Origin of the sequence: Streptomyces sp. (assembly GCF_035644915.1) — a bacterium.
In the GTDB taxonomy this organism is placed as follows: Bacteria; Actinomycetota; Actinomycetes; order Streptomycetales; family Streptomycetaceae; genus Streptomyces.
In genome coordinates, this window is the sequence record NZ_DASQNP010000129.1 from 21,017 (window position 1) to 38,022 (window position 17,006).

Annotated in this window: 11 protein-coding genes and 1 pseudogene; 9 read left to right on the forward strand and 3 right to left on the reverse strand. The window is 73.2% G+C overall.

Going from position 1 to position 17,006, the window contains the following annotated elements; genetic code table 11:
• Positions 1–36: 36 nt before the first annotated feature.
• Genes VE546_RS14730 through VE546_RS14745 form a run of 4 tightly spaced genes read left to right on the forward strand, consistent with a single transcriptional unit; the run spans position 37 to position 5,904 of the window.
• Positions 37–1,668: a carboxyl transferase domain-containing protein gene (locus VE546_RS14730; protein ID WP_324922383.1), complete on the forward strand. Its 1,632-nt coding sequence runs from the start codon at positions 37–39 to the stop codon at positions 1,666–1,668.
• A 14-nt stretch (positions 1,669–1,682) separates the two neighbouring features.
• Positions 1,683–3,746, forward strand: coding sequence for an acetyl/propionyl/methylcrotonyl-CoA carboxylase subunit alpha (locus VE546_RS14735; RefSeq protein WP_324922384.1), 2,064 nt, complete (start codon positions 1,683–1,685; stop codon positions 3,744–3,746).
• Positions 3,743–4,738, forward strand: a complete 996-nt coding sequence (locus tag VE546_RS14740) for a hydroxymethylglutaryl-CoA lyase (RefSeq protein WP_324922385.1) — start codon at positions 3,743–3,745, stop codon at positions 4,736–4,738. Before VE546_RS14735 ends, VE546_RS14740 begins: the two co-directional genes overlap by 4 nt.
• Before the next feature lie 5 nt (positions 4,739–4,743).
• Positions 4,744–5,904, forward strand: coding sequence for an acyl-CoA dehydrogenase family protein (locus VE546_RS14745; protein WP_324922387.1), 1,161 nt, complete (start codon positions 4,744–4,746; stop codon positions 5,902–5,904).
• A gap of 151 nt (positions 5,905–6,055) precedes the next feature.
• On the opposite strand, the gene VE546_RS14750 is transcribed toward VE546_RS14745, so the two are convergent.
• Positions 6,056–8,662: a SpoIIE family protein phosphatase gene (locus VE546_RS14750; RefSeq protein ID WP_324922388.1), complete on the reverse strand. Its 2,607-nt coding sequence runs from the start codon at positions 8,660–8,662 to the stop codon at positions 6,056–6,058.
• Positions 8,663–9,076: 414 nt separating this feature from the next.
• Here VE546_RS14750 and VE546_RS14755 point away from each other — a divergent pair, with 414 nt between their 5' ends.
• From VE546_RS14755 to VE546_RS14765, 3 genes and pseudogenes are all read left to right on the forward strand, one after another.
• Positions 9,077–9,526, forward strand: a complete 450-nt coding sequence (locus VE546_RS14755) for a lamin tail domain-containing protein (RefSeq protein WP_324922390.1) — start codon at positions 9,077–9,079, stop codon at positions 9,524–9,526.
• 279 nt (positions 9,527–9,805) lie between these two features.
• A pseudogene (locus VE546_RS14760) lies at positions 9,806–10,390 on the forward strand (N-acetylmuramoyl-L-alanine amidase); the annotation flags it as partial.
• Positions 10,391–10,978: 588 nt separating this feature from the next.
• Positions 10,979–11,950, forward strand: a complete 972-nt coding sequence (locus tag VE546_RS14765) for a DUF4429 domain-containing protein (protein WP_324922392.1) — start codon at positions 10,979–10,981, stop codon at positions 11,948–11,950.
• An 81-nt stretch (positions 11,951–12,031) separates the two neighbouring features.
• Here the strand turns inward: VE546_RS14765 and VE546_RS14770 are convergent, their stop codons facing one another.
• Complete coding sequence (locus VE546_RS14770; RefSeq protein WP_324922393.1) at positions 12,032–13,642, reverse strand: beta-N-acetylhexosaminidase; 1,611 nt, start codon at positions 13,640–13,642, stop codon at positions 12,032–12,034.
• A 196-nt stretch (positions 13,643–13,838) separates the two neighbouring features.
• Between VE546_RS14770 and VE546_RS14775 the strand changes: the two genes are divergently transcribed.
• Both VE546_RS14775 and glmS read left to right on the forward strand, forming a co-directional pair.
• Positions 13,839–14,114 (forward strand): hypothetical protein, encoded by a 276-nt coding sequence (locus tag VE546_RS14775; protein ID WP_324922395.1) that lies wholly within the window; start codon positions 13,839–13,841, stop codon positions 14,112–14,114.
• Between the two features lie 105 nt (positions 14,115–14,219).
• The gene (gene glmS, locus VE546_RS14780) at positions 14,220–16,046 is read left to right on the forward strand and encodes a glutamine--fructose-6-phosphate transaminase (isomerizing) (RefSeq protein WP_324922396.1); all 1,827 of its coding nucleotides are present in this window, start codon (positions 14,220–14,222) and stop codon (positions 16,044–16,046) included.
• Between the two features lie 299 nt (positions 16,047–16,345).
• Here the strand turns inward: glmS and VE546_RS14785 are convergent, their stop codons facing one another.
• The gene (locus tag VE546_RS14785) at positions 16,346–16,867 is read right to left on the reverse strand and encodes a universal stress protein (protein WP_324922398.1); all 522 of its coding nucleotides are present in this window, start codon (positions 16,865–16,867) and stop codon (positions 16,346–16,348) included.
• Positions 16,868–17,006: the final 139 nt, after the last annotated feature.

Consider the following 17,006-nt stretch of genomic DNA (forward strand, 5'->3'; position numbering starts at 1 on the left):
TTAACGCTCACTAACCGAGCAAGGGGGCACGAGGGCATGCAGCAGGCACCGCCGCTGGTCAGCGCAGTCGACCCGACGTCCGAGGCCGCCCGGGCGAACGAGGCCGCGCACCGCGAGCTGGCCGCGCGGCTGCGGGAGAAGCTCGCCGCGGCGCGGCTGGGCGGCGGCGAGCGGGCACGGGCGCGGCACACCGCGCGCGGCAAGCTGTTGCCGCGCGACCGCGTGGACACCCTGCTGGATCCGGGTTCGCCCTTCCTGGAGCTGGCGCCGCTCGCCGCGGACGGGATGTACGACGGGCAGGCGCCGGCCGCGGGCGTGATCGCCGGGATCGGCCGGGTGGCGGGGCGCGAGGTGGTGGTCGTCGCCAACGACGCCACGGTCAAGGGCGGCACGTACTACCCGATGACGGTCAAGAAGCACCTGCGCGCCCAGGAGGTGGCCCTGGAGAACCGGCTGCCGTGCGTGTACCTGGTGGATTCGGGCGGCGCCTTCCTGCCGATGCAGGACGAGGTCTTCCCCGACCGGGAGCACTTCGGGCGGATCTTCTACAACCAGGCGCGGATGTCCGGCGCCGGCATCCCGCAGATCGCGGCGGTGCTCGGCTCGTGCACGGCGGGCGGGGCGTACGTGCCGGCGATGAGCGACGAGGCCGTGATCGTGCGCGGCCAGGGCACGATCTTCCTGGGCGGGCCGCCGCTGGTGAAGGCGGCCACGGGCGAGGTCGTCACGGCCGAGGAGCTGGGCGGCGGCGAGGTCCACTCCCGCACCTCCGGGGTGACCGACCACCTCGCCGAGGACGACGCCCACGCCCTGCGGATCGTGCGGAACATCGTCTCCACGCTGCCCCGGCGCGGCACCCCGCCGTGGCCGGTGGAGCCGGTGGAGGAGCCGAAGGTCGATCCGGCCGGGCTGTACGCCGCGGTGCCGGTGGACTCGCGCACCCCCTACGACGTGCGCGAGGTGATCGCGAGGATCGTGGACGGCTCGCGGTTCGCGGAGTTCAAGGCCGAGTTCGGGCAGACGCTGGTCACCGGCTTCGCGCACATCCACGGCCACCCGGTGGGGATCGTCGCCAACAACGGCATCCTGTTCTCCGAGTCCGCCCAGAAGGGCGCGCACTTCATCGAGCTGTGCGACCAGCGCGGCATCCCGCTGCTGTTCCTGCAGAACATCTCGGGCTTCATGGTGGGGCGCCAGTACGAGGCGGGCGGCATCGCCAAGCACGGCGCCAAGATGGTGACGGCCGTGGCCTGCACCCGGGTGCCCAAGCTGACGGTGGTCATCGGCGGCTCCTACGGCGCGGGCAACTACTCGATGTGCGGCCGGGCCTACTCCCCCCGCTTCCTGTGGATGTGGCCCAACGCCAAGATCTCGGTGATGGGCGGCGAGCAGGCCGCCTCGGTGCTCGCCACCGTCAAGCGCGACCAGTTGGAGGCGCGCGGCGAGGAGTGGAGCGCCGAGGAGGAGGAAGCCTTCAAGGCCCCCATCCGCGAGCAGTACGAGACCCAGGGCAACGCCTACTACGCGACCGCGCGGCTGTGGGACGACGGTGTGATCGACCCGCTGGAGACGCGCACGGTGCTCGGCCTGGCGCTGACGGCGTGCGCCAACGCGCCGCTGCCCGAGAAGGATCCCGCGGCGCCCGGTTACGGCGTCTTCCGGATGTGAGGGGGATGCGTTCCATGTTCGACACGGTGCTGGTCGCCAACCGCGGCGAGATCGCCGTCCGCGTCATCCGCACGCTGCGCCGGCTGGGCGTGCGCTCGGTCGCCGTCTTCAGCGACGCCGACGCCGACGCCCGGCACGTACGGGAGGCCGACACCGCGGTGCGGATCGGTCCGGCGGTGGCGGCCGAGAGCTATCTGTCGATCGAGCGGCTGCTGGACGCGGCCGGGCGGACGGGAGCGCAGGCCGTGCACCCCGGCTACGGCTTCCTCGCCGAGAACGCCGCCTTCGCCCGGGCCGTGGCCGACGCGGGGCTGGTCTTCGTCGGCCCGCCCGCCGACGCCATCGAGCTGATGGGCGACAAGATCCGCGCCAAGGAGACGGTGAAGGCCGCCGGGGTGCCGGTGGTGCCCGGCAGCAGCGGCAGCGGGCTGACCGACGCCGAACTGGCCGCCGCCGCCCTGGAGATCGGCATGCCGGTGCTGCTCAAGCCCTCGGCGGGCGGCGGCGGCAAGGGCATGCGGCTGGTGCGCGACGAGGCGCTGCTGGCCGACGAGATCGCCGCCGCGCGGCGCGAGGCCCGCGGTGCCTTCGGTGACGACACCCTGCTGGTCGAGCGGTGGATCGACCGGCCGCGGCACATCGAGATCCAGGTGCTCGCGGACGGCCACGGCACCGTCGTCCACCTCGGTGAGCGCGAGTGCAGCCTCCAGCGCCGCCACCAGAAGATCATCGAGGAGGCGCCCAGCCCGCTGCTGGACCCGGCCACGCGCGCCGCGATGGGCGAGGCCGCCGTACGCGCCGCCCGCTCCTGCGGCTACACCGGCGCGGGCACGGTGGAGTTCATCGTCCCCGGCGGCGACCCTTCCGCGTACTGCTTCATGGAGATGAACACCCGCCTCCAGGTCGAGCACCCGGTGACGGAGCTGATCACCGGCCTGGATCTGGTGGAGTGGCAGCTACGGGTGGCCGCGGGCGAGCCCCTGCCCTTCGGCCAGGACGACATCACCCTCGACGGCCACGCGGTCGAGGCCCGGATCTGCGCCGAGAGCGCGCGGGCCACGGGCGGCCGGGTGGACTTCCTGCCCTCCGCCGGCACGGTGCACCTGCTGTCCGAGCCGTCGGGCGAGGGCGTGCGCGTGGACTCCGGGCTCACCCAGGGCACCGAGGTCGGCACCGTCTACGACCCGATGCTCTCCAAGGTGATCGCCTACGGCCCGGACCGGGCCTCCGCGCTGCGGAGGCTGCGCTCGGCGCTGGCGGAGACGACGGTGCTGGGCGTGGAGACCAACACCGGCTTCCTGCGCGCCCTGCTGGGGCATCCGGCGGTGGTCTCCGGGGAGCTGGACACCGGTCTGGTCGACCGGGACGCGGCCTCGCTGCTGCCGTCGGAGGTGCCCGAGGAGGTGTACGCGGCGGCGGCGCTGCTGCGGCACACCGCCCTGGAGCCGGAGGCGTCCGCCACCGGCTGGACCGACCCGTTCTCCGTGCCGAGCGGCTGGCGGCTCGGCGGCGAGCCCGCCTGGACGGTCCACCACCTGAAGGTGCCGGGCCGCGAGCCGGTGGCCGTACGGGTGCGGGGCCGGGCGGGCGGTGCCGAGGTCCGCGTCGGGGACGCCCCGCCGGTCAGGGCCGCGCTGCGTACCGACGGGCCGGGCCGGGTGCTGCTGGAGTGGGACGGGATGACCCACGCCTTCGCCCACGCCGCCGCGGCCGACGGCCGGTGGCTCGGCCGGGACGGCACCGGCTGGCACCTCACCGACCACGACCCGGTCGAGGCGTCCCTGCGGGGCGGCGCCGGAGCGCACGGCGCCGACGCGCTGACGGCACCGATGCCCGGCACGGTCACCGTCGTCAAGGCGGCCGTCGGCGACACGGTCACCGCGGGCCAGAGCCTGCTGGTGGTGGAGGCGATGAAGATGGAGCACGTCATCGCCGCCCCCCACGACGGCGTCGTCACCGAGCTGGACGTCACCCCGGGCAGCACGGTCGCCATGGACCAGGTGCTCGCCGTCGTCGAGCCCAAGGAATCCGCCGGGGCCGCCGAGTCCGCCGGACCGGCCGAGGAGGCCGCGCGATGATCGAAGGACTGCCCATGGCCTTCCCGGCCGAGGGACTTCCGGCCCGCGTCCGCATCCACGAGGTGGGCGCGCGCGACGGCCTGCAGAACGAGCAGGCGATCGTCCCCGTCGAGGTGAAGGCGGAGTTCATCCGCCGGCTCGCCGACGCCGGGCTGCGCACCATCGAGGCGACCAGCTTCGTCCACCCCAGGTGGGTGCCCCAGCTCGCCGACGCCGAGCAGCTCTTCCCGGCCGTCCGCGACCTCGCCGACCGCGCGGGGGAGGAGGCCGTACGGCTGCCGGTGCTCGTACCGAACGAGCGCGGCCTGGAGCGGGCGCTGGCCCTCGGCGTCCGCGAGATCGCCGTCTTCGGCAGCGCCACCGAGTCCTTCGCCAAGGCCAACCTCAACCGCACGGTCGACGAGGCGCTGGCGATGTTCGAGCCGGTGGTCGCCCGTGCCAGGGAGGCGGGCGCCGGGGTGCGCGGCTACCTGTCGATGTGCTTCGGCGATCCGTGGGAGGGCCCGGTGCCCGTGGAGCAGGTGGTCGGCGTCTGCCGCCGCCTGCTCGACCTCGGCTGCGACGAGCTGAGCCTGGGCGACACCATCGGCGTGGCCACCCCCGGCCACGTCACCGCCCTGCTGACCGCCCTGAACGAGGCGGGGGTGCCCACCGACCGCCTCGCCGTCCACTTCCACGACACCTACGGCCAGGCACTGGCCAACACCCTGGCCGCGCTCCGGCACGGCGTCACCACCGTGGACTCCTCCGCGGGCGGCCTCGGCGGCTGCCCGTACGCCAAGAGCGCCACCGGCAACCTCGCCACCGAGGACCTGGTGTGGATGCTGCACGGCCTCGGCATCGACACCGGGGTCGACCTCGGCCGTCTCACCGCCACCAGCGTGTGGATGGCCGACCGCCTGGGCCGGCCGAGCCCGTCCCGCACGGTCCGCGCCCTGGCCCCCCAGGGCTCTCCCGACCAGGACTCCCGCGCCTCCCACAAGGAGCAGTGACAGCCATGTCCCTTGACCACCGCCTCTCCCCCGAGCACGAGGAACTGCGCCGCACCGTCGAGGAGTTCGCGCACGACGTCATCGCTCCGAAGATCGGTGAGTTCTACGAGAACCACGAGTTCCCCTACGAGATCGTCCGCGAGATGGGCCGGATGGGCCTGTTCGGGCTGCCCTTCCCCGAGGAGTACGGCGGCATGGGCGGCGACTACCTCGCCCTGTGCCTGGCCCTGGAGGAGCTGGCCCGGGTGGACTCCTCGGTCGCCATCACCCTGGAGGCCGCCGTCTCGCTGGGCGCCATGCCGATCTACCGCTTCGGCACCGAGGAGCAGAAGCGCGAGTGGCTGCCGAGGCTGTGCTCGGGCGAGATGCTCGGCGCCTTCGGCCTGACCGAGCCGGAGTGCGGCTCGGACGCGGGCGGCACCCGCACCACGGCCGTCCGCGACGGCGACCAGTGGGTGATCAACGGCACCAAGTGCTTCATCACCAACTCCGGCACGGACATCACCGGCCTGGTCACGGTCACCGCCGTCACCGGCCGCAAGCCCGACGGCCGCCCGGAGATCTCCTCGATCATCGTCCCCTCCAGCACCCCGGGCTTCACCGTCGCCGCGCCCTACTCCAAGGTCGGCTGGAACGCCTCGGACACCCGTGAGCTGTCCTTCTCCGACGTACGGGTCCCGGCCGCCAACCTGCTGGGCGAGGAGGGCCGCGGCTACGCCCAGTTCCTGCGCATCCTGGACGAGGGCCGCATCGCCATCTCGGCCCTGGCCACCGGCCTGGCGCAGGGCTGTGTGGACGAGTCGGTGAAGTACGCCCGGGAGCGGCACGCGTTCGGCAGGCCGATCGGCGCCAACCAGGCCATCCAGTTCAAGCTCGCCGACATGGAGATGCGCGCCCACACCGCCCGCCTCGCCTGGCGCGACGCGGCCTGCCGCCTGCTGGCGGGCGAGCCGTTCAAGAAGGAGGCGGCGATCGCCAAGCTGTACTCCTCGGAGATCGCGGTCACCAATGCCCGCGAGGCCACCCAGATCCACGGCGGCTACGGCTTCATGAACGAGTACCCGGTGGCCCGCATGTGGCGCGACTCCAAGATCCTGGAGATCGGCGAGGGCACCAGCGAGGTCCAGCGCATGCTCATCGCCCGGGAGCTGGGCATGACGGCCTGAGGGCGCACGTCACAGGGCGCAGGCCCCACAAGACGGGGAAGGGCCCCTGGAATCCGCCGTCGGCGGATTCCAGGGGCCCTTCCCCGTCCGGCGCACCGGTCGGCCGGGTCGGCCGTCGGTCAGGCCGGGCCCGGCCGGCCGGGTCGCTCGATCAGGCCGAGGGCAGCGGCTGCTCGGCCCAGATGACCTTGCCGGTCCCGGTGTACCGGGTGCCCCAGCGCTCGGAGAGCTGGGCCACGAGGAACAGTCCTCGCCCGCCCTCGTCCGTCGTCGCCGCGCGGCGCAGGTGCGGCGAGGTGCTGCTGGCGTCGGAGACCTCGCAGATCAGGCTCCGCTCCAGCCTCAGCAGCCGGACCCGCACCGGGCCGGCGGCGTGCCGGATGGCATTGGTGACCAGCTCGCTGAGGATCAGCTCGGTGGAGAACGCCAGGTCGTCCAGCCCCCAGTCGGCCAGCCGCCGGGCGACGTCGCCGCGGACCACCGAGACCGCGGCGGGATCGGACGGCACGTCCCAGGTCGCGGCCCGGTCGGCGCCCAGGGCCCGGGTGCGGGCGACCAGCAGGGCGACGTCGTCGCGGGGCCGCTCGGTCAGCAGCGCGCCGGTCACCGCGTCGCAGGTCTCCTCGGGGGAGCGGTCGGCCCCGGCCAGGGACCGCCGCAGGAGTTCCAGCCCGACGTCGATGTCGCGCTGCCGGTCCTCGATGAGCCCGTCGGTGTACAGCACCAGCCGGCTGCCCTCGGCCAGTTCGACCTCGGCCGTCTCGTAGGGCGGTCCGCCCAGCCCCAGGGGGGCGCCGACGGGTATGTCGGGGAACTCCACGCTGCCGTCGGGGTGGACGAGCGCGGGCGGGGGGTGGCCCGCGCGGGCCAGGACGCAGGACCGGGAGACCGGGTCGTAGATCGCGTACAGGCAGGTCGCGCCCATCATCCCGTTCGTGCCGTCCAGCGCCCCGCTCCCGGCGCCCTCCTCCTGGTCGCTCCTGCTCACCAGCTCGTCGAGGTGTCCGATGATCTCGTCGGGCGGCAGGTCCAGGGCGGAGAAGTTGTGGACGGCGGTGCGCAGCCGCCCCATGGTGGCCGCCGCGTGCAGGCCGTGACCGACCACGTCGCCGACCACCAGCGCGACCCGGCCCCCGGACAGCGGGATCACGTCGAACCAGTCCCCGCCCACCCCCGACTGGGCGGGCAGGTAGCGGTGGGCGAGCTCCAGGGCGTCCTGTCCCGGCAGGGCGCGGGGCAGCAGGCTGCGCTGCAGCGTGGCGGCCATGGCGTGCTCGCGCGCGTAGCGGCGGGCGTTGTCGACGGCGACCGCGGCACGGGCCACCAGTTCCTCGGCCAGGGACAGGTCCTCGTCGTCGAAGGGACCGGGTTTCTCCGAGCGCCAGAAGTTGACCATTCCCAGGACGGTGCCGCGCGCCCGCAGCGGGACCGTGATGAGCGAGTGGATCCCCTCCTTGAGGATCTCCCGCGTGCGTTCGGGGTCCTGGGCCTGCCACCCCCTGGCGGCGGTCAGGTCGGCCTCCAGGACCGCCCGCCCGCTCCCGTAGCCCCGTGCCTGCGGTGTGGAGGGGGCGAACCTGATCAGTTCGCCCGTGGAGTAGAAGGGCGGGATCTCCCGGATCCCGCTGACGGCCACGCGCCGCATGCCCACGAGACCGCCCGTCGGCTCCTCGCCGCTCAGCGCGGAGTCGGCCAGGTCGACGGTGACGAAATCGGCGAACCGGGGCACCGCGGCCTCCGCCAGTTCCTCGGCGGTACGCACCATGTCCAGCGTGGTGCCGATGCCCGTGCCCGCGTCGTACAGCAGTTTGAGCCGCCGCCGCGCGGCCTCGGCGCTCTCGGAGAGCACCCGCAGCTCGGTGGAGTCCCGGAACGTCGCCACGCTGCCCGGGGGGCCTCCGAAGCGGTCCGTGGGCTGGTGGTTGACGGCCAGCATCCGGTCCCCCGCCATGTGGACCTCGTCCACGGCCACCCGCCCGGAGACCAGCAGTCTGCTGATGCGCGGGTCGAGGCCGAGGTCGGCGACGGGCCGGCCCTCGGCGTCCGGGGGCAGGTCGAGCAGCCGGCGCGCCTCGTCGTTGGCGAGCACGAGCCGGCCGTCGGCGCCGACGATGAGCACGCCCTCCCGGACGGCGTGCAGCACGGCGTCGTGGTGCTCGTACATGCGGGTCATCTCGGCCGGTCCCAGGCCGTGGGTCTGGCGCAGCAGCCGCCTGCTGACCATCGCCGTGCCCGCCGTGGACAGCAGCAGCGCCGCCGCGGACGCGCCGAAGAGCAGCGGTAGCTGGCCCGTGACCCCGCTGCTGACCTTCTCGACGGTGATGCCCGCGGAGACCAGGCCCACCACCGAGCCGTCGGGGCCGGTGACGGGGACCACCGCCTGCACCAGGGGGCCGAGGGTCCCGACGACCTGCTCGGTGACGACCTTCCCCTCCAGCGCCGGTTCGATGGTGCCGACGAACCGCTTCCCGATCCGGTCCGGTTTGGGGTGGGTGTAGCGGATTCCCTCGGTGTCCGTCACGACGACGAAGTCCACCCCGGAACGCTGCCGGGCCCGTTCGGCGAGCGGCTGGAGCACCGCGGTGGGGTCGGGGCCCTCCAGGGCGGCCCGCAGCCCGGGCGAGCTGGCGAACGTCTCGGCGACCGCGACCGACCGGTTGCGCGCCTCCCGCGTGCTGTCGTTCCTGGCCTGGATCAGCAGTGCCGCCGCGGCGGCGAGGACGAGCAGCACCACGAGCACGGCCTGCAGGACGAACACCTGGCCCGCCAGGCTGCGTACGCGCAGCGGCGAGCCGGGGTGCCGTCCCGGCGACGGTTGCCTTGTCCGGTGCCCGGGATCCTCGCCGCCCGCCCTCCCGCTTCCGCGCCGTTTCGGCAGGCGTCGGGCCCGGAGCAGACGGGGCAATGAATCCCAAGATCGGTCGGAAAGTCCGATCACATGCTCATTCTTAACATTGAATGCCGTCCGGAGGCCAACAGTCACCCCCGGCGTCCGGCCGGGCGGCGACGGCACCGCGCCGCATCCCCGCCGGACCGGGAGCGGGCCCCTCCGGCACTCCGCCCGTGTACCGATTCCGCAACAGGCCGTTCATCATTGAACAACCCTCTGTAGTGTGGCGGCACCGCCGGGACCGCATGGGGGGACCCGGCTCGATCGACAGGAACGTCCGCAATGCGCATTCGCACCACCGTGGCGGCGGCCTTGGCCGCAGGCTGCGCCACCGCCCTCCTGCTGCCCGCCCAGGCCCAGGCCGCCGGCTCCGTCCATCTGGAGAAGATCTACTACGACAGCCCGGGCACGGACCGCGGCGGCAACACCAGCCTCAACGGCGAGTACGTGCAGATCCACAACAGCACGTCCAAGGGGGTCAGCCTCACGGGCTGGACGGTCAGGGACGCCGCGAACCACACCTACACCTTCGGCACCTACACCCTGGGCGCGGGCAAGACGGTGACGATCCGCACGGGCAAGGGCACCAACTCGTCCACCACCCGCTACTGGGGCAAGTCCTGGTACGTGTGGAACAACACCTCCGACACCGCCACCCTGCGCAGGAGCACCGGCACGACGGTGGACACCTGCTCCTACAACAGCTCGCGCTACGACTACAAGACGTGCTGAGCACCGGCCGGTGACCCCCGCGGCCTTCCGCGAAGGGGGCGCGGAGACCGCGGACGGACAGGCGCCCGGCCGGGAATTCCCGGCCGGGCGCCTGCGGTTCGCCCCCGGCCATGCCCCGGCGCCCCGAACTCCCCGGCCGACGGGGCGGGTTCGCACCGGGGACACCGGGAAACGAGAGGGAAGCGCTCCGGAAAATCTTGAAACCCCCCAGGGGCACGTGCGTAGGGATGGGTAAGAGGTAAACAAGTACGCCTACCCAAAGTAGTCGGGAGAACACGTATGGCCACTCCCATCGGCGCGAGCGCGCTCGTCGCCGCACTGAAGAGAGAGGGAGTCAGGGTCGTCGAGGTCAGCGGCTGGCGCACGCACAACCGCAACCACGTGGGCGCCTGGGGGCCGGTGCACGGCGTGATGATCCACCACACCGTCACCTCCGGATCGGCGCGGACGGTCGAGATCTGCCGCAACGGCTACAGCAGCCTGCCCGGCCCGCTGTGCCACGGCGTCATCACCAAGGACGGCCGGGTGCACCTGGTCGGCCACGGCCGCGCCAACCACGCCGGTCTGGGCGACGACGACGTGCTGCGCGCGGTGATCGAGGAACGGTCACTGCCCCCGGACAACGAGGCCAACACCGACGGCAACCGCCACTTCTACGGCTTCGAGTGCGAGAACCTGGGCGACGGCGAGGACCCGTGGCCCGCGGCCCAGCTCGACGCGATCGAACGCGCCGCGGCGGCGCTCTGCCGCCACCACGGCTGGAAGGCCGAGTCCGTGATCGGGCACCTGGAGTGGCAGCCCGGGAAGGTCGACCCCCGCGGCTTCTCCATGAACACCATGCGCACCCGCATACGGGAGCGCCTGAGCCACGCCGCCGGCTGGGACCGAGGCGAGGAGGAGGACGACGTGCCGAACGTGATCGGCGAGTACGAGACCACCGACATCCGGCTCACCCCGGGCCAGTGGAAGACGCTCGACATCGAGGGCGTGGACATCCTGACCGGCGCGACGCGCTACCAGGCGATGGCGCACCTCACCGCGGCACTGCCGGTCGGCGCGACGCTCCAGGGCCGCTTCTACCACCTGCGCAAGGACGGCACCCGCTGGAACGGCCCGATCTGCGAGCGCGTCGGCACCGCGGGCGACACGTTCGCCGACTTCCACAGCTCCGGCAGCATCGGCCGGGAGGAGCGGCTGCGTTTCGAGGCGGTGTACTACCCGGCCGATCCGAAGGACACCGAGCCGGTCACCATCACCACCTCGCGCCTGCGCGGCCTGTACTGGAACTAGGTCCGCGGCGCCCCGGGGGCACGGCCCCGCGCGCCCCGCGCCGGCCGGCACCCGCTCCCGCACGTCCCGGCCGGCGGGGGCCTCCCCCGAAGGGGCCGTGAACTCCCCCGGATCACCGGCGAACCAGGAGGCCGCGGGCCGGCGGGCTGAGAGAATCCCCCCATGGCTGAGATTCTCCAGCAGGCGGGGGCATGGACGTTCGACGGTGACACCGTGCGCATCGTGCCGGGGCACCACAAAAGCGTGCACAGGCTACGGAGGCTGCTCGGCGAACTGGCGGTCCCGCTGGAGGCGGTGGCCGGGATCTCGTACGAGCCGGGGCGCAGGAGCGGGTGGCTGCGGCTGAGGCTGCGGCACGGGGCCGACCCCCTCCTCCAGGCCGCGGGAGGCCGGCTCCCCGACGCGGCCGACCCGTACCGCCTGGAGGTGGAGTCGGACCGCGCCGGGGTCGCCGAGTACTTCGTGGACGAGGTCCGCAACGCCCTGCTGCTGGAGCAGGTGCCCGTCGAGCAGCCCTGCGACCGCTACCTGCTGCCCGGCCCCGCGGTGCCGCTGTCGGTGCAGGGCACCGACGGCACGGCGTCCTTCGACGGGGAGCGCGTCCAGATCGAGTGGAACTGGATGGCCGAGAGCAGCAAGACCTCCGCCGGGCCCCGGACGTTCGCGCTGCGCGAGCTGGAGAGCGTGGAGTGGACTCCGGCGATCGGCTGGGAGAACGGCTGCCTGCGGTTCCGCCCCAAGGGCGCGCACGCCGTCCTCAAGCCCGACCACGACCCCAACTGCCTGGTGCTGTGGGGCATACGGCAGGCCAAGGACACCAGCTCGGTGCTGCTGGCCGCCGCCGTCACCGCCCGTCTGCCGCACCCCTCGGCCGGCGGCTCCGGATCCGGCGCCGCCGCCCTGCCGCCCGCGGGCGGTCCGGCGGAGGCGGAACCCGCGGAACCCGCGGAACCCGCGGCGTCCGCGGCGCCCGCCAGGGCCGGGTCCGGTGCCGGTTCCGGTGCCGGGAGCGGGGACGCCGACCACGACGTCCTGCTGCGGCGCCTGCGCGAACTGGGCGAGCTGCACAGGGAGGGCGTGCTCACCGACGAGGAGTTCGCGACGGCCAAGCAGGCGGTGCTGCGCCGCTTCTGAACGCTTCCGAAGCGGGGCGGCGGTGGGGCGGCACGCCGCGTGCCGCCCCACCGCACCGGCCGGACGCCCGGCCGGCTGCCGTCACTCGGTCCCGGAGGTCCAGGGGACCTGGGGCGAGCGCCAGTAGTCGATGCCCATCAGCTCCCAGCGCGGGCCCTGCGCGGCCAGCCGGGTGCGGTAGGTCTCCCAGTCCAGGGCCGACGCCGGGGACCAGCCGAGTTCCGCGATGCCCGGCAGCCGCGGGAAGGCCATGAACTCGATGTGGTCGGTGGTCTCGATGGTCTCCGACCACAGCGGCGCCTCGACGCCGAGCACCGCCTCCTCCGGCACGCCCTCGAAGTAGGCGCCCGGGTCCCAGTCGTAGGACTGCCGCGCCTCGACGTAGCCCGCCCAGCTCAGTCCCAGCGGGCTGTCCTTGTCGTACTTCATGTCCAGGTAGGAGCGGTTGGCCGGGGAGAGGATCAGCCGCGTCCCGTTCCGCGCGGCCTCGGCGACGTCGGCCTCCTTGCCGGTGGTCCCCCAGTACTGCGCGATCGCGCCCTCGGCCGGCTCGGCGCCGACGAGCTGGTGCCAGCCGATGACGGTCTTGCCGTACTTCGCCACGATCCGCTGCGCGCGCTCCATGAAGGCGGCGTAGTCCTCGGGGCTGGTCTGGTGCGCCTCGTCACCGCCGATGTGCAGGTACGGGCCGGGGGTCAGCTCGGCGATCTCCCGCACCACGTCGTCCACGAAGTCGTAGGTGAGTTCCAGCGGCACGCACAGCGAGCTGAAGCCCACCTTGATGCCGGTGTAGAGCGGCGGCGCGACGCCGTCGCAGTTCAGCTCCGCGTAGGAGGCGAGGGCCGCGTTGGTGTGGCCGGGCATGTCGATCTCGGGCACGACCGTCATGTGGCGGGCGGCGGCGTACCGCAGGATCTCGCGGTAGTCGTCCTTGGTGTAATAGCCGCCGGGCCCGCCGCCGACCTCGGTGCTGCCCCCGTAGGTGGCCAGCCGCGGCCAGGAGTCGATGGCGATGCGCCAGCCCTGGTCGTCCGTCAGGTGCAGGTGGAGGGTGTTGATCTTGTAGAGGGCGAGCTGGTCGATGTAGCGCTTGACCTCCTCGACGGTGAAGAAGTGCCGCGCCACGTCCAGCATCGCGCTGCGGTACGCGTAGCGCGGGACGTCCGTGACGGTGCCGCCGGCCACCGGCCACGGACCGGGCTGCCGCTCGCGCGCCTCGACCTTGTCCGGCAGGAGCTGACGCAGCGTCTGCACGCCGTGGAAGAGGCCGGCCTCCGTGCGGGCCTGCAGCACCACCGCACGCGGCGAGACGGTCAGCCGGTAGCCCTCCTCGCCCAGTTCGCGCGGCCCGCCGAGCTTGAGCCGGATGCCGTCGGAGCCGGGCCGGCCGGTCACCGGCAGCGCGTAGCCGGTGGAGGGCCGCAGCAGTCCGGCCAGGTACGAGCCGACCCGGCCCGCCCCGGCGGACCCGTGGGGCACCCGGATCACGGTCCGCTCGCCGATCTCGTACGGGGCCCCGCCCGGCCGTACGGAGGCGGGCGCGGGGATCACCTGGTCCAGCGGTCTCGGTTCGGCGGCGGCCGGTTCGGCGGTGGCCGGAGAGGCCGCCGAACCGGCCACCGCGGTTCCGTGCGGGGCGATGGCGAGGAAGGCGGCGCAGAGCACCAGGAGCCGGAGGCGGAGTCGTCTCACAAGCGATCCCTTCGGGCCGGGGCGGGGCGGACGGGTGTACGTGGAGCGACCGTTCGATCACATGCGTACCGCGTGCCCCGGCGGGGGTCAATGTATAGACCACTTCCGGCTCAGGCCCGTCCCTCTTGCGCCACGGTCCTGCCCGATATCGGGCAGGATTCTTGCGAAAGGCCGGTCGAAACCCCAGTATCGACGGGTGCTCGAACGCCCCGCCTTCCATGAGGACCTGATCGACCACCTCGTCCGCTCCACGCCGCTGCGGCGCGGCGAGGCGGCCCGCGTGGTCCTCGACGTCCTGGCGTACTTCGACGAGACGGTCGAGGAGTTCGTGCGCCGCCGTCACCGCGAGCTGCAGGCGCGGGGCCTGACGAACCCGGAGATCTTCGAGCGGATCACGGCCGAGCTGCCGCACCGCGCGGTGGCCCCGCCGGAGCTCTCCCTGCGGCAGCTTCGCCGCATCGTCTACGGCTGAGCCCGCCCGGGCCCCGGACCGGCGGCCGGACGAGCCGGGCAGGCCGGAAGCCGGGCAGGCCGGGAGCCGAGCACCCGACACCCTTGGAGAACCGGAGAACCTCGCATGTGCGGAATCGTGGGATACATCGGGAAGCGCGACGTCGCCCCCCTGCTGCTGGAAGGCCTCCAGCGCCTGGAGTACCGGGGCTACGACTCCGCCGGAATCGCCATCCACGGCAGCGGCACCGGCCGGGGCGGGGGGCTGCGGACGGCCAAGGCCAAGGGCCGGGTCCGCGACCTGGAGGCCAGGCTCCCCAAGCGCTTCGCGGGCACCGTCGGCATCGCGCACACCCGCTGGGCCACCCACGGCGCCCCGAGCGACGAGAACGCCCACCCGCACCTGGACGCCGGGGGGCGGGTCGCGGTCGTCCACAACGGCATCGTCGACAACGCCACCGAGCTGCGCGCCCGGCTGGCCGCCGAGGGTGTGGAGTTCTCCTCCGAGACCGACACCGAGGTGCTGGCCCACCTGATCGGCCGCTCCCGGGCCGGGACCCTGGAGGAGCGGGTCCGCGAGGCGCTGCGGCACGTGGAGGGCACCTACGGCATCGCCGTCCTGCACGCCGACTTCCCCGACCGCATCGTCGTGGCCCGCAACGGCTCGCCGGTCGTGCTCGGCATCGGCGAGCACGAGATGTTCGTCGCCTCCGACGTCGCCGCGCTGGTCTCCCACACCCGCCAGGTGGTCACCCTCGACGACGGCGAGATGGCCACCCTCAAGGCCGACGACTACCGCACCTACACCACCGAGGGCAGCCGCACCTCCGCCACCCCGACGACGGTGGAGTGGGAGGCCGAGTCGTACGACATGGGCGGCCACGACACCTACATGCACAAGGAGATCACCGAGCAGCCCGAGGCCGTGGACCGGGTGCTGCGCGGCCGGATCGACGACCGCTTCGCCACCGTCCACCTCGGCGGCCTCAACCTGGACGCCCGTCAGGCGCGCGGCGTGCGCCGGGTGAAGATCCTCGGCTGCGGCTCGGCGTACCACGCGGGCCAGATCGGCGCCCAGCTCATCGAGGAGCTGGCCCGCATCCCGGCCGACGCCGAGCCCGCCAGCGAGTTCCGCTACCGCAACCCGGTGGTGGACCCCGACACCCTCTACATCGCGGTCAGCCAGTCCGGTGAGACCTACGACACCCTCGCCGCCGTCCAGGAGCTCAAGCGCAAGGGCGCCCGGGTGCTGGGCGTGGTGAACGTCGTCGGCTCCGCCATCGCCCGCGAGACCGACGGCGGCGTGTACGTCCACGCGGGGCCGGAGGTGTGCGTGGTGTCCACCAAGTGCTTCACCAACACCGCCGTCGCCTTCGCCCTGCTCGCCCTCCACCTCGGCCGCATCCGGGACCTGTCGGTGGCGGACGGCAGGCGGATCATCGAGGGCCTGCGGAAGCTGCCCGGGCAGATCGCCGAGGTCCTGGCGCAGGAGGAGACGATCGCGAAGCTGGCCGCCGAGTACGCGGACGCCAAGTCGATGATGTTCGTCGGCCGGGTGCGCGGCTACCCGGTGGCGCGCGAGGCGTCCCTGAAGCTGAAGGAGGTCTCCTACATCCACGCCGAGGCGTACCCGGCCTCCGAGCTCAAGCACGGCCCCCTGGCGCTGATCGAGCCCGCGGTGCCGACCGTGGCGATCCTGCCGGAGGACGAGCTGCTGGAGAAGAACCGCGCCACGCTGGAGGAGATCCGGGCCCGCGGCGGCCGCATCCTGGCCGTCGCGCACGCCGAGCAGGAGAAGGCCGACCACACGATCGTGGTACCGCGCAACGAGGTCGAGCTGGACCCGATCCTGATGGGCATCCCGCTCCAGCTCCTCGCCTACCACACGGCCCTCGTCCTGGGCCGGGACATCGACAAGCCGCGCAACCTGGCGAAGTCGGTGACGGTGGAGTAGCCCGGGGCTCCGACCGGGGACTCCGGCCGGGGGCGCGCCCGACAGCGGCGTGCGGGCGGTCCCCCCGTCCGTGCCACCAGGCGCACGAGGGGACCGCCTCCCTACTCGCCGGCGTCGCCCATCACGCCGGCGGGTGGGCCGCTCCACGGGACCGTCACCTCACCGTGGGCGGCGCGCTGTCCCCTTATATGCCCGTCACAAATGCACAATCCACCTCCGCGCGGGGGTGGATGTGCCGACAGCCGCTTCCGCGGGGCGAGTTGGGAGCGGGGTGAGCGGCGGATCGGTCGGGGGAACGGTCAGGGAATGACGATCACCGGCCGCCGGGCCCGGCGGGCGAGGCGGCCCGCGACCGAGCCGAAGAGCCGGCCGACGAGGCCGTGCGTGGAGCCGACGACGATGGCGTCGGCCTCGTACTCGCGGCCGACCTCCTCCAGCTCGTGGCAGATGTCCCCGCCGCGCTCGACCAGGATCCAGGGCACGTCGGAGAGGTAGTCCGCGCAGGCCAGCTCCAGGCCCAGCACCTCGGTGCGGTGGTCGGGCACGTCCACGAAGACGGGCGGCTCGCAGCCCGCCCACACGGTCGTCGGGAGGCGGTTGGCCACGTGGACGATGATCAGGCCGGAGTGGGAGCGCCGGGCCATGCCGACGGCGTAGGCCAGCGCGCGCTCGCTCGACGTCGAGCCGTCGAATCCCACCACGACCCCGTGCTGGAACGCCGGATCGCAGGAGTGGCGCGCCTCATCGGCCGCCTCGGGCGCCGCCGTCGGATCGGCGACCCGCTTGCGGTCCGCGGGGTCGGGGATCTCGTGTCCAGCCATCGGTAACTTCGCGTTCACCTTGGAATACGACCGGGAACCGTGTTCCTCGGCCCATACCCCCGAGGGTACGTCGGCACTCCCCTCTTGCCCAGAGGCTGCGGTCACTGCCGGTGCAGCATGCCGGAGCCGGAAGCGTTGC